We start from the raw sequence: 13,904 nt of genomic DNA, 5'->3' as shown, positions 1-13,904 counted from the left end.
CGGCATCATCTGCTTAAGGATGGCCTCCTTGCGTTCTGCTGGATAACGATTCACTGCATGTCTTTACTCCGCCCCAATACGGTTGATGTGAATTAATTGACGCGACATCTATCCTGACATAGGGGGCTATTTTTTCAGTATAAATAGATTGCAAAACTGCTTTCAATAGCATCTGTATTGCTCTTGTTTAAGCAACTCTAAAACTAGCAATCTCAAGTTGTAATTTGCTGGCTTGATCTGTTAAAGCGCTCGCGGCTGCACTGGTTTCCTCAACCAAAGCGGCATTACTTTGTGTGTTTTCGTCTAATTCTTGAATAGCGCTGGTAATTTGGTTAAGTCCAAGTGACTGCTCTTTCGTTGCAGCCGAAATCTCACTCAGGGATATGCTGATCTGACGTGCATTATTCACCATCGTCTCCATTGTCGTACCAGCTTGCTCCACCACTTTAGTTCCAGTCGTAATTTGCTCAACACTACTAGAAATTAAGACTTTGATTTCATCTGCTGCGGCAGCACTTCGTTGCGCTAAGTTTCGTACTTCACTGGCAACCACAGCAAAGCCGCGCCCTTGTTCACCCGCCCGTGCTGCTTCCACTGCGGCGTTTAACGCAAGGATATTCGTTTGAAACGCAATCCCATTGATTACGCCTATGATTTCGTTAATTTTAGACGACGACGCACGAATATCTTGCATAGTACTAACTACTGTTGAAATTACTGCCCCTCCTTGTTCTGCTACCTTGGCATTGTCCGTCGCAAAATTGGCTGCAAAACTAGCTTGCTCCGCATTATTACTTACAATAGAACTAATCTCTTCAATCGTTGCTGATTGCTCTTCAAGGGAGGCTGCCGCCGATTCTGCCCGTGAAGACAAATCCAGACTTGCCGCGGAGACTTCACTGCTGGTGGCATGTAATGCGCGTGCTGAATGACGAACGGTTTTAATTAATCCATGCAATGCGTCATAGGTATGACGAACATCGTGAATGACTTGTGCTGGTTCATCCTTACCCCATGGTAGAGCGGGTGCTTTGCGCAAATCACCTTCACTCATTTTTTTTAAATGCAAGCTGATTAGTTTTAATCCACCACTAGTCACAAGATAAAAAGTATAGAAGCCATAAAGTGCAGCAAGAACAAAAGCAATTAACATCGTCGATACAAAATAGAGTCGTTGCTTCATTGCCGATACGCGATCAGCAAGAACGTGGTCGAGCTCATTAATAAGTTTATCAACAAGTCCATATTGACTTTCTATGGTTTTGTTCGCTGCTGCCAGAAAGGCTGCTTGTGTCTCTGGGGCATAGTCCTGGTTATCAATAACGCTCTTCCTTGCCAACGCAAAAAATGTCCGCGTATCATCGAGAACTTGTTTAGCATTGATTTTTTCTCCAATCTTGCTGTCGTTCTCGCTCACTTTTGCAAGATCAGAAATCATGCCATCACCTTGAAATTCGGTGATCGTAATTAAACCGCTCAAGGTATTTTGCTGTTCTTTCGTAATACTGGCAGCTTTGAGAACAGCTCCCCCAATCCCGCGAATTTTTGCTGAACTCTCAATAATATCTGGTGCGCGTACGAGAGCAGCATCCATTAAATAAAAGCTGACGATTTCCGGGTCTAAAGTCAAATTTGAGCCATCGCTAACCTGCCCCATTAAATTAATCAAGGATTGAACGTAAGCAGTATGAAGTTTGAATACGTCCGCTGGGGTTGCTGAGGGGATCTTGGATAAAGCATCCTGTAAGCTGGCGTACGATTTTTCTACGCCAAGGTCTTTGCCATAGCGTTTTTGAGTTTCGTCTAATTTTTGTTGTTCTTGACGCAATTTTTCTAATAGGGACGGCAGCGTTGCGGGTGCGGTTCCCGATACGGCTGCGGCGACAGAGTCCCTACGAACCTGTTGTGCCAAGTTAATGACCGGAAAAATCTGACGAGTATATTCAATGCCTATACGCTCTTTTTCTGAGAAACGAATATTTTCAAGAACATTAGAAAAATACATCCATGTCAGAATTGACATTGGAATAATGAACATCATACAAATCAAAAATGCTTTGGATTTAAACCTTAGATTACGCATTAGAACAACACCCAGAGTCAAGAGTCCATGTGCATGGAATGCGTCTTTATGGACAGGTTCACTTTTGGGCGCCGCCAAAAACTCCTGCATTTCAGGGCTAACTCTGCGAACAACGGTAAGCTTAGTTGCATCAGACATTTTCAACTTCCTTTATAAGACATTTCAAATAAGGCAATAGTTACAAGTTTGATGCAATTAGCGCTAGGCAATATTAAATTTGATAGAAGACTATTTCTACAAATGATTGTTTTATTTGATTTTATTTTTTAAACAATGAGGCGCTCAAGTTCACTTTCTAACTGAGCGGGATTAATGGGTTTGGTGATGTACCCATCGGCTCCGGCTCTTTTGAGCTTGTCAATATCACCAGCTTCTGCATAGCCAGTCACCATGATGATGAGTTGATGTTTTTTAGTTAATTTTTCTTTGCTACGAATAGCAGATAACACCTCAAGACCATCCATGACTGGCATAGTCACATCAAGAAGAATGACGTCGAAATTCCTCTCAAATAAGCAGGCTAATGCCTTTTGACCGTTCTCTACAACGATGCCTGAATGTCCAAAGCTATTGAGATAGAGCACTAAAGTTCGTTGCAGAAAATAATCATCATCGACGACGAGAACATTTAACGCTCTCTTTATTCTGTTACTTCGCTCTGTACCCATTATCACGTATCCATCGAGTAAATTATCCGTTCACTAGAACAAGTCTCTACTCTTAGTTTAAATGATTTTGAGATTCCGCATCAAATGTGACATTATTTTTGTAGATTTAAAGCAACAAGTTAATTTTTGATCTCCTCATCAATTGAAATTCTATATCTGTAGATTTGCCTGTTTGAAATTCAACACATATATATTAAGTTATCGGCTGGTTGCAATAAGACAGGACAAGCGAATAAAGCGTTAATGCCAACTGACGCCTAGGTAATAGATGCTGTTTACAACAACTTCACACGGGCAGTCATTCAAACAGCTTGACGATCAAATTTTTCCATCATTGGAGTTTTTCGTCCACGTTGTTCTCATAACGAGCAACGGAATATCGATGTACTTGGCTATTTCTGTGATTTCCAGCGAATGCTCGAAATCGCGGAACAATAACAATGTGGATTGCTCGTCGACTTCCACAAATCCAGTTACGATGGCAACACGTACGAATATCTCGATCAACTTGGCTTAAAGAATAGTTTTGCGAGCAACAGCAGAGTAAGAATTGAGCCCATTTCAGTGCGTAGAAAGATTTTCGCACTCTACTTGTGCAAATTTTAAGGTCCATTGACAATCGGCTTTCGCTATTATCCTGAGTAACCCTAATTTCGCATATATGGCACACATATTGCATCGCAACAGCCGTTAGCACGACGAAGTGTTAATCCAGAATGCAAGGTGCGATGTCAACGGCGACAGCGTGCGACAAGGACAATGGCGTCCCCTCGTATAAAAAGTACGAGCGGATGCCATTTTTTATTGGTTCGCGCAGTGCGTCTTTAATTGTGATGCGCTGCTTCAGCAAGGAGATTCTCATGAATCGTAATTTTTGGCGCTCCGGCCACACGCCGACATTATTTTGTTCATTCTTGTATTTTGACCTCAGCTTCATGGTCTGGTACCTGCTTGGCCCTATGCAAGTGCAAATTGCTAAATCGCTGGAATTATCCACCCAGGCTCGCGGCTTCATGGTGGCAACACCGATCCTGGCTGGTGCGATCTTACGTGTTTTTATGGGCTTTCTGGCAGACCGTGTCGGCACTAAACGTGCCGGGCTCATCGGACAAGTTGTTGTAATTGCGGCATTGATCGCTGCCTGGCAATTCGGTATTCACAGCTTTGCGGAAATACTGTTGCTGGGCGTTTTTTTGGGGGTTGCTGGTGCCTCGTTCGCCGTGGCATTACCGCTCGCCTCACGCTGGTACCCACCACAACACCAAGGCACAGCAATGGGAATTGCCGGTGCAGGCAATTCAGGCACTGTATTGGCGGCTTTGTTTGCGCCAGTACTGGCAACTGCTTTCGGTTGGCAAAACGTCTTCGGCGTCGCCTGTATTCCATTGGTACTTTTGTTGATCACCTATAGCCGTTTTGCAAAAGATGCGCCAGGTGATTTTACGAAGAAAAACGTAAGTGACTACCTCCGTATGTTGAAAGACTCTGACGCATGGTGGTTTATGTTTTTTTACTCTCTGACGTTTGGTGGATTTTCCGGCTTTGCCAGCGCCCTTCCCGGCTATTTTCATGATCAATTTGGGTTCGATTCCAAAACCGCAGGATGGGCAACCGCAGCGTGCGTTTTTGCTGGGTCCGTCATGCGTCCATTAGGTGGCGTTTTAGCTGACCGTATCGGCGGCACAAAATCGCTATTGGTTGTATTTGCCAGCACTTCAGTATTGATAGCAACAGCCGGATTCCATTTGGGCGGTTCGTTGGGCGCATTGATACTCTTCATTATGGCGATGTTGTGCCTTGGTGCCGGCAATGGTGCGGTCTTTCAGCTGGTGCCACAACGCTTCAGTAAAGAAATTGCAGTCATGACAGGATTGATTGGCATGGCAGGCGGCATTGGTGGCTTTGTACTTGCGGCAAGTCTCGGTGCGATTAAACAAGCAACGGGAGATTATTCCGTCGGCCTTTGGTTGTTCTCATTCCTTGCGGCTTTAGGCTGGGTCAGCTTAAGTGGCGTCAAAGAACGCTGGCGTGCAAGTTGGTCAGCCGCTATGGTTCGCGTCTGATCATGCGGAGATGATCATGAAAAAACTCAAATTAGTCGTCGTTGGTAATGGCATGGCGGGCATCCGAACCGTAGAAGAACTGCTCGCCATTGCACCGGATATGTACGACATTACCGTGTTCGGCAATGAACCCCATCCCAACTACAACCGCATCCTGTTATCTCCTGTCTTGGCAGGAGAACAGGCTTTTAAAGATATCGTACTCAATCCTGTTTCCTGGTACGAGGAAGCTGGGATTGATTTGCGTATGGGGTGTGCGATTTCGAAAATTGATCGCGTCAAACGTCAAGTGATTGCAGAAGATGGAAGCTGCACACCTTATGATCGCTTGTTACTCGCTACAGGATCAACCCCCTTCATCCTTCCAATACCCGGTAAAAACCTGGATGGTGTGATTAGTTATCGCGACATCCACGATACAGAAACCATGATAGAAACAGCGCGCATCAAAAAGCACGCAGTCGTCATTGGTGGTGGCTTACTGGGGTTAGAGGCAGCAAACGGCCTTCGATTACGCGGTATGAATGTGACCGTCGTGCATCTGGCTGATTGGCTGCTAGAACGTCAACTCGACAAAACAGCTGGTAAGTTACTGCAACAATCATTGCAAGAGCGTGGCCTCGAATTTTTAATGGGAGAAACAACCGAAGAAATTATCGGCGACGCCGAAGGTAAAGTGAGTGCTGTGCACTTTAAAAGCGGCATAACAATACCGGCCGATCTGGTCGTCATGGCAGTCGGGATACGACCAAACACCGCGCTGGCAGAAGCTGCTGGCATATACTGTCATCGCGGTATTGTCGTGAGTGACGCACTACAAACTTATGATCCGCGGATTTATGCAGTTGGTGAATGTGTCAGCCATCGCGGCATCGCGTATGGCTTAGTTGCCCCCTTGTTTGAGCAAGCTAAAGTATGCGCTAACCATCTGGCCCAAATGGGCATCGGTCGCTATTTAGGTTCTGTGTTGTCGACAAAGCTAAAAGTCACCGGCATCGACCTCTTTTCTGCAGGTGATTTCATGGGAAAAGAAGGTAGCGAAGAAATCGTCTTATCCGACCCAGCCAGTGGCATTTATAAAAAATTGATTATCAAAGATGATCAATTAATTGGCGCTTGTTTGTATGGCGATACCACCGATGGTGGCTGGTATTTTAAGCTGCTCAAAGAAGGTCGCAAACTCGGCGAATTACGTGATCACATCATGTTTGGTGAGTCCAACGTCGGCGACGTAGGCGTCCAGGGGCAAAGTCGTGCCAACCAAATGCAAGACACGGACGAGGTCTGTGGGTGCAATGGCGTCTGCAAAGGCAATATTGTTAAAGCCATTAAAGACAAAGGTTTGTTCACCCTGGATGACGTCAAAAAACACACCAAGGCAGCCAGCTCTTGCGGATCTTGTACGGGACTCGTCGAACAGATTTTACTGAACACTGTTGGTAGTAATTTTCAGGAAACACCAAAAACCAAAGCAATCTGCGGCTGTACGGACCGTAACCATAGCGAAGTGCGCAAAGCCATTCGCGAGCATAAATTACTGACACACAGCAGTACCTACGATTTTCTGGAATGGCGCACGCCAAATGGCTGTGCGACTTGCCGCCCCGCCATCAATTACTATTTGCTGTCTACCTGGCCTCATGAAGCTATTGATGATCCACAAAGTCGCTTCATCAACGAACGTGCTCATGCCAACATTCAAAAAGATGGTACGTTTTCGGTCATCCCACAAATGAAAGGCGGGGTTACCAACGCTTCTGAATTACGCCGGATCGCCGATGTGACGGACAAATATCAGATTCCAATGGTGAAAGTCACTGGCGGTCAGCGAATAGATTTACTCGGTGTAAAAAAAGAAGACCTGATCAACGTGTGGTCTGATCTGGGGATGAATTCAGGCCACGCTTACGGCAAATCTATTCGTACCGTAAAGACCTGTGTTGGCAGCGAATTTTGTCGCTTCGGAACCCAGAACAGTACCCAGATGGGCATTGATCTGGAAACAATGCTAGCCAATATGTGGTCACCGCACAAAGTCAAACTGGCGGTCTCTGGTTGCCCTCGCAATTGTGCTGAAGCGGGCATTAAGGATGTCGGTGTGATTGCGGTTGATAGCGGCTGGGAATTGTATGTTGGCGGAAACGGCGGTATCAAAACCGAAGTCGCGCAGTTTTTAGTCAAAGTAAAAACACCGGACGAGGTCAAAGAATATTCCGGCGCATTTCTGCAGCTATACCGTGAGGAAGCCTACTACCTTGACCGCACAGTGCATTATATTGCCCGCGTCGGCCTCGACTATATCAAAGCAAAAATCGTGAACGATCATGCCCAAAGAAAAGCGTTGCATGAGCGGTTACTTTATTCCTTGGAAGGATTACCAGATCCTTGGACAGCCAGAATTAAAGGCGCACAACGACATGAATTCATTCCGTTAAAAGTCATCGCTTAAGGAAATAAAAATGGACATGACCATCGAAGATACATGGATCAACATCTGTCAGGTCGACGATATCCCATTACTAGGTTCTCGTCTGATTGAACGCGCCAGCGGAAATATTGCTGTGTTCCGTACAGCTGATAACACCGTTTTTGCACTGCTTGATCGCTGCCCTCATAAAGCAGGTCCACTTTCTCAGGGAATCGTTCATGGACAATCGGTGACTTGTCCGTTGCACAGCTGGCAAATCGATTTGAGCTCGGGCGAAGCCAAGGCGCCCGATGTCGGGTGCGCCCGACACTTTCCTGTCAAAGTCGAATCAGGCCATGTTTTTCTTGCATTAACCTAGCTGGAACAGTGACATGACCACAATGCCTACCATTACAAAATCAACCTGCTGCTATTGCGGCGTTGGATGCGGCGTCCTCATCGAATCGGAAGGTGACCGCGTCATTGGAATTCAAGGTGACCCCGCTCATCCTGCAAATTTTGGACGGTTGTGCAGTAAAGGCTTGTCACTACCATTAACAGTAGCTAGTGACGTCGGACGTGCCCTGTATCCCGAAATACGTCTGGATCGTCATTCACCGCGCCGCCAAGTGGACTGGGAATCGGCGCTGGAAACGGTGGCTCAACGCTTTGCTGACATTGCGCGTCTGCATGGCCCTGATGCCGTGGCATTTTATGTTTCAGGACAATTGCTCACCGAAGATTATTACGTCTTTAACAAACTCGCCAAAGGGTTGATCGGCACTAATAATATCGACACCAATTCCCGCTTGTGCATGTCCAGCGCCGTCACTGCATACAAAATGGCATTTGGCGCAGATGCACCGCCCGGATGTTATGAGGATGTAGAGCATGCGAAAACGGTGCTGTTCGCAGGTAGCAATATGGCGTACGCCCATCCGGTTTTGTTCCGTCGGCTGGAGGCAGCACGTGAAAAAAATCCGGATATCAAATGGATCGTCATCGATCCGCGCCGCACCGATACGGCAGCCATGGCGGACCTGCACCTGGCAATCGAGCCTGGCACGGATGTCGCCCTCTTCAATGGCATGTTGCACCATTTAATCTGGGAAGCCAGTATTGATACCGGCTTCATCGATCGCAGTACGGATGGATTTGCTGCAGTTAAAAATCTGGTACGGGAATACACGCCACGCATTGCAGCAGAAATCTGTGGCATCACCGAAAAAGACCTGATTCTGGCAGCGGAGTGGTTTGCCGCCTCCCCTGCCTCATTGTCGCTGTATTGCATGGGTTTGAATCAGTCAAGCCATGGCACAGACAAAAACATCGCCTTGATTAATTTGCATTTAGCAACTGGTCAAATTGGCCGGCCAGGTGCAGGCCCATTTTCGTTGACAGGCCAACCGAATGCCATGGGAGGACGCGAAGTCGGCGGCATGGCGACAATGCTGGCAGCACACCGCGAAATCAGCAATCCCGGCCATCGTGCAGAAGTCGAGGCACTATGGGATGTTGAGCAACTGTCCGATAAACCAGGCTTGCCTGCTGTGGCGATGTTTGATGCAATCTTGGAGGGTAAAGTTAAAGCAGTATGGATAGTTTGCACCAATCCTGTGCACTCCATGCCGGATGCAGAAAAAATTCGTCAAGCACTACAGCATGCTGAATTTGTCGTCGTGCAAGAAGCCTTTATGCAAACCGATACCATGCCTTTTGCCGATGTTGTTTTGCCTGCCAGTAGTTGGGCAGAAAAAACGGGAACAGTCACTAATTCAGAGCGACGCATTTCCTTAGTGCGCCAGGCAATTTCACCGCCTGGTGACGCTAAACCCGATTGGTGGATAGCAAATAACGTCGCGCGTCGAATGCAAGCGCAACTGCAACCCGATTTGCCCGATCTTTTTCCATTTACCTCACCTGAATCCATATTTAATGAACACCGCAAGCTCACTATCGGTCGCGATCTGGATATTGGTGGTTTGAGTTATGCGGTTTTAGATAAGCAAGGACCACAACAATGGCCGTTCAAAGCCGGACAAGAAACGGGACAGGCGCGTCGTTATGTCGATGGCTTATTTCATACCGACAATCGCCGTGCGCAATTTCATATCACCAAATATCAAGCGGTGGCAGAAGTCACCAATGCACGCTTTCCCTTTCACTTAATCACTGGGCGACTGCGCGATCAATGGCATGGAATGAGCCGCAGTGGCCGCGTCGCCAAGGCCTTTTCTCACGAACCGCAACCTGCATTGACCATGCACCCCAAAGACGCTGAACGCCGGGGATTCAAAGAGGGTCAACTCGTCACCATCAGCAATAAGCAAGCGAAAATGACCTTGCCTTTGCGACTGTCCGACGAAGTTAAATCTGGAACGGTGTTCGCGGCAATGCACTGGAATGGTCAATATTTGAATAGCGGCGGTATCAATGAAGTGATCACTGGCAAAGTAGATCGCCGTTCATTCCAGCCAGAATTAAAGCATGCTGCAGTACGCATTGAAGCAGCAGAGCTTCCTTGGCGAATGATGGCAGCCCGGCGTGGCGACATACTTAACATGCAATCCCGGGTACAGCCATTATTGAGGGAATGTGCGTATGCCTCTATCACCATCGAGTCTGATGTATTGATACTCCATGCAGCCGACCTTGTCCCTCGGTCAGGATGGCTGGAACGGGTGTTTGATGTATTAGATTTTTCTGTTGGACCGGACACGCTCGAATATCGTGATGAGCAACGCAATATCGCCAAGCTTGCGACATGGACAAACGGGCATCTCGCAGGTTTTGTATTTTCTGGTGATATCAAAAGCGCAGATTTTGCTTTGAATCATGTTCGCCAAAATATGCCTTGGCAAGGTTCACGGCTGGCAATTTTTTCACGTCAGACATCAGCCCAACAGACAGACCGAACTGTCTGTCAGTGTATGCAAGTGAAAGGTTCACGTATAGAAAATGCGATTACCCAAGGGGCGACATTAACCCAACTGAAAGTAACATTAGGGTGCGGCAGTGTTTGTGGCTCTTGCCTGCCGGAGATAAAACATATGCTCACCAAATTGAATGTGGCATGAACTATGCTTAGGTCAACGTAACATCGCTGAATCAGTGCATCAGGATCCGGTATTTTACTGATTCATTACTTATTGACATCAATCGACACATTTCATGCTGCGCGTTCTTCTCATCAACGATACCGATAAGCCTATTGGTGAACTTTGTCAGGCGCTCAACGAGAGCGGCTATGAAGTGCTGCCTTTGGTTGTGACCTCACGGGCGTTGTCAGAAGCCGTCAAACTACAAAAGCCGGATATCGTGATCGTGGATACCGAGTCCCCCTCACGCGACACGCTGGAGCAACTGGCGCTCATGCATGATGCAGCGCCGCGTCCTGTGGTGATGTTCAGCCACGATGCGGATCAACATCTGATCAGTGCTGCCGTCGGTGCCGGCGTGACTACCTATGTGGTGGATGGCCTGGCACCTGAGCGACTGGCGCCCATCTTAACGGTTGCCTTAGCACGTTTTGCGGCAGAGTCAAAATTACGACAACGTTTAGCAAGCGTCGAAAATGAACTCGCTGACCGCAAAGTCATTGATCGGGCTAAAGGTCTATTGATGGATAAAAGGAAAATGAGCGAAGCAGAGGCTTACGAAACGCTACGCAATCAATCCATGAAGCAAGGACTGAAAATTGCAGAAATTGCGCGCCAGATTATTGCCATGGCTGACTTGCTGACTTAAGAGAAACTCACATGAGCACATTGACTACTATGACAGATTCAACGCCATTTTTGCCACCGGAACGACCTCATCTGCGCGTTGGTTATGTCGCACTGATAGACAGTGCACCTTTCATCGTCGCTAAGCAAATGGGTTTTGACAACCATCATGGGCTAACGCTGGAACTTTGCAAACAACCATCATGGGCTGCGATTCGCGACAAATTACTGTCAGGTGAACTGGACGCGGCACAAACTCTGTACGGCTTGGTCTATGGTGTACAAATCGGATTAGGTGGCCCGCAAGCCGACATGGCGATATTGATGACCTTAAATAGGAATGGACAGGCAATCACGGTATCCAATCGGTTAGCCGATCTGCTACAACGTGGTCAGTCATTAAAAAATGCCTTGAGCTCAATCGGCAGAAAAGCTATCTTCGCACAAACTTTTCCCACTGGAACACACGCAATGTGGCTCAATTATTGGCTGGCGGCAAATGATGTTCACCCTCTTACAGATATTGAGAGCATCGTGATTCCTCCTTCACAAATGCCAGACGCCCTTGCGCAAGGTGAGTTGGATGGGTTTTGTGCCGGGGAACCATGGCACGCTGTCGCAGAACACAATAGATGCGGACGCACAATCGTGAGCAGCAGCCAGATTTGGCACAATCATCCAGAAAAAGCGCTCGCTTGCCGTCGTGAGTTTACGGCACTTTACCCAAATACAGCTCAAGCATTAATTCGTACAATTCTGGAATCGTGCCAATGGATAGAAAACGCTAATAACAAAATACAACTGAGTACCTGGTTAGCAAAGCCGGAATATCTCAAGCTTTCAGCGGACTTAATTCATTCACGTCTTATCACGCATGCTATCGATAGTGGCGAACAAAATGCAATGCCTCCAAGATCACCAGTCAGCTTCTTTACCGATGGCAAATCAAACTATCCTTTGCCAACAGACGGCCTGTGGTTTCTCAGTCAGTTTTATCGCTGGGGTTTACTAAAATCAACCAATGAATGGAACCACATAGTGAATCACGTTTGTCAAACCACTCACTATGCGAACGCTGCACGACAGCTAAATCTCGTTTCGACGCCACCAGAAGCGACCGCAAGTCAATTAATTGATGGTCAGATCTGGGACGGCTCAAATGCGCTTGCCTATTCCGAACATTTCAAAATAAAGGCATCCAACTTTAAGGGTTCACTTCACTAAGGGGGTGCGGATAAAAACTTGGACTACTTGGAGGTAGTTCATGTATTCATACGAAGATCGCATTAGAGCAGTAAAGCTCTACATCAAATTTGGGAAGCGCACTGCGCCGACCATCTTACAGCTGGGTTACCCTACAAAGAATGCTCTCAAGAGCTGGCATCTGGAATTCGAAGAATGTCGTGATTTGCCGGAAAGCTACGCGCGCATGAAACCGACGTATTCTGAGCAGCAGAAGAAAGACGTCGTTGAACATTACTTTAACCACGGTTGCTGCATTGCTGCCACGGTCAAGGCATTGGGTTATCCCGGGCGAAAGACACTGAGCGACTGGATCAATGAACTGCACCCCGAAACAGAGAAGCGGATTGTTGGCAAAGCCTCGGGACTATTACATCCCCAAGAGTTCAAGCAGGCAGCGGTCATTGAACTTTGCACACGACAAGAAAGCGCGCAAGTAGTTGCACAAAAGCTGGACGTGGACAGGACGACGCTATATAAATGGACAAATCAACTACTTGGCCGTGAGGCCCTAGCATCCATGAAATGCCACAAAGACTCACCGCCAGAACCTGAACGTGCGGAACTGGAGCGACAAATCGAATCGCTTCGACGTGACATCCGACATCTGCAGCTAGAACATGATCTCTTAAAGAAGGCCAACGAAATAATAAAAAAAGGCCAGGGCATCGACCTGCACCTTCTGCGCAATCAGGAGAAGACGATGTTAGTTGATGCCCTGAGAGAGACTTATGCACTACCAGAACTTCTTACTAAGCTGGGTCTAGCACGCAGCTCCTACTTTTATCATCGGGCCCGATTGCAGCTTGCTGACAAATATGGTGGTGTGCGTAGCACCATCACTGAGATTTTTGAACTCAATCACCGTTGCTACGGCTATCGTCGGATACAGGCATCACTGGGCAAGCAGCAGGTCTTCCTCTCGGAAAAGGTCGTGCAGCGTTTGATGAAGCAAGAACGCTTGATCGTCGCCAAGGTCAAGCGACGCCGTTATAGTTCCTACCTGGGAGAAATCTGCCCTGCACCAGAGAATGTAATCAATCGCGATTTCCGTGCCGCAGTCCCCAATGAGAATTGGCTCACCGACATCACGGAATTTCAAATCCCGGCCGGCAAGGTATATCTATCGCCGATGATTGATTGCTTCGATGGCATGGTCATCAGTTGGTCAATCGGCACGAGTCCAGACGCAAAGCTTGTCAACACGATGTTGGATGCCGCCATCGAGACGGTGGCCAATAGCAACGACCGGCCCATCGTTCACTCTGATCGTGGGGCTCATTATCGCTGGCCTGGGTGGCTATCGCGGATCAGCGATGCAAAGTTGATTCGTTCGATGTCGCGTAAAGCGTGCTCGCCTGATAATGCGGCATGCGAAGGATTCTTCGGGCGGCTGAAAACAGAAATGTTCTATCTTAGGGAATGGCAAGCGACTACCATTGAGCAGTTTATTCAGGTACTTGACTCATACATTCGTTGGTACAACGAAAAACGGATTAAAATTTCCCTTGGCTCTCGCAGTCCACTAGAATATCGCGAGAGTCTCGGGTTAACGACATAAATCAGTCCAAGTTTTTATCCGCACCCCCTCAATGGACAATGGAAATACTTGTATCGTGCCGTCGACAAAGAGGGACAAACCGTCGATTTTCTTTTAACTACTAAACGCGATAAAGCTGCTGCCATGCGCTTCTTCGACAAAGCCATGCTTCTCAA

The 13,904-nt window shown here is 47.4% G+C and carries 10 protein-coding genes and 1 pseudogene; 8 read left to right on the top strand and 3 right to left on the bottom strand.

The window, feature by feature from the left end; genetic code table 11:
- Positions 1-187: 187 nt before the first annotated feature.
- The 3 genes from ACO0K1_RS19215 to ACO0K1_RS19205 all read right to left on the bottom strand — a co-directional run bounded on the left by ACO0K1_RS19215 (position 188) and on the right by ACO0K1_RS19205 (position 3,613).
- On the bottom strand, positions 188-2,221 hold the full coding sequence (locus tag ACO0K1_RS19215; RefSeq protein WP_423028678.1) for a methyl-accepting chemotaxis protein: 2,034 nt from the start codon (positions 2,219-2,221) through the stop codon (positions 188-190).
- 128 nt (positions 2,222-2,349) lie between these two features.
- The gene (locus ACO0K1_RS19210) at positions 2,350-2,751 is read right to left on the bottom strand and encodes a response regulator (RefSeq protein WP_423028676.1); all 402 of its coding nucleotides are present in this window, start codon (positions 2,749-2,751) and stop codon (positions 2,350-2,352) included.
- A gap of 706 nt (positions 2,752-3,457) precedes the next feature.
- Positions 3,458-3,613 carry a hypothetical protein gene (locus ACO0K1_RS19205; RefSeq protein WP_186911463.1) on the bottom strand — a complete coding sequence of 52 codons (156 nt, stop codon included), beginning with the start codon at positions 3,611-3,613 and terminating at the stop codon, positions 3,458-3,460.
- Between ACO0K1_RS19205 and ACO0K1_RS19200 the strand changes: the two genes are divergently transcribed.
- From ACO0K1_RS19200 to ACO0K1_RS19165, 8 genes and pseudogenes are all read left to right on the top strand, one after another.
- On the top strand, positions 3,612-4,814 hold the full coding sequence (locus ACO0K1_RS19200) for a nitrate/nitrite transporter (RefSeq protein WP_423028673.1): 1,203 nt from the start codon (positions 3,612-3,614) through the stop codon (positions 4,812-4,814). The genes ACO0K1_RS19205 and ACO0K1_RS19200 overlap by 2 nt on opposite strands.
- Positions 4,815-4,830: 16 nt before the next feature.
- Positions 4,831-7,263, top strand: coding sequence for a nitrite reductase large subunit NirB (gene nirB / locus ACO0K1_RS19195; protein ID WP_423028671.1), 2,433 nt, complete (start codon positions 4,831-4,833; stop codon positions 7,261-7,263).
- Between the two features lie 10 nt (positions 7,264-7,273).
- Complete coding sequence (gene nirD, locus ACO0K1_RS19190; protein ID WP_423028670.1) at positions 7,274-7,600, top strand: nitrite reductase small subunit NirD; 327 nt, start codon at positions 7,274-7,276, stop codon at positions 7,598-7,600.
- Positions 7,601-7,613: 13 nt separating this feature from the next.
- Positions 7,614-10,298, top strand: a complete 2,685-nt coding sequence (locus ACO0K1_RS19185) for a molybdopterin-dependent oxidoreductase (protein ID WP_423028668.1) — start codon at positions 7,614-7,616, stop codon at positions 10,296-10,298.
- Positions 10,299-10,392: 94 nt separating this feature from the next.
- Positions 10,393-10,968, top strand: coding sequence for an ANTAR domain-containing response regulator (locus ACO0K1_RS19180; RefSeq protein WP_423028666.1), 576 nt, complete (start codon positions 10,393-10,395; stop codon positions 10,966-10,968).
- A gap of 11 nt (positions 10,969-10,979) precedes the next feature.
- On the top strand, positions 10,980-12,170 hold the full coding sequence (locus ACO0K1_RS19175) for a CmpA/NrtA family ABC transporter substrate-binding protein (protein WP_423028664.1): 1,191 nt from the start codon (positions 10,980-10,982) through the stop codon (positions 12,168-12,170).
- 40 nt (positions 12,171-12,210) lie between these two features.
- On the top strand, positions 12,211-13,749 hold the full coding sequence (locus tag ACO0K1_RS19170) for an IS3 family transposase (RefSeq protein ID WP_423028662.1): 1,539 nt from the start codon (positions 12,211-12,213) through the stop codon (positions 13,747-13,749).
- A 27-nt stretch (positions 13,750-13,776) separates the two neighbouring features.
- Positions 13,777-13,904: pseudogene (locus ACO0K1_RS19165) on the top strand (DDE-type integrase/transposase/recombinase); the annotation flags it as partial.

This window comes from Undibacterium sp. SXout20W (genome assembly GCF_049340285.1).
GTDB lineage: Bacteria > Pseudomonadota > Gammaproteobacteria > Burkholderiales > Burkholderiaceae_D > Undibacterium.
The sequence above is the reverse complement of the archived record's forward strand: the minus strand, read 5'-3'. Positions and strand labels throughout refer to the sequence as shown.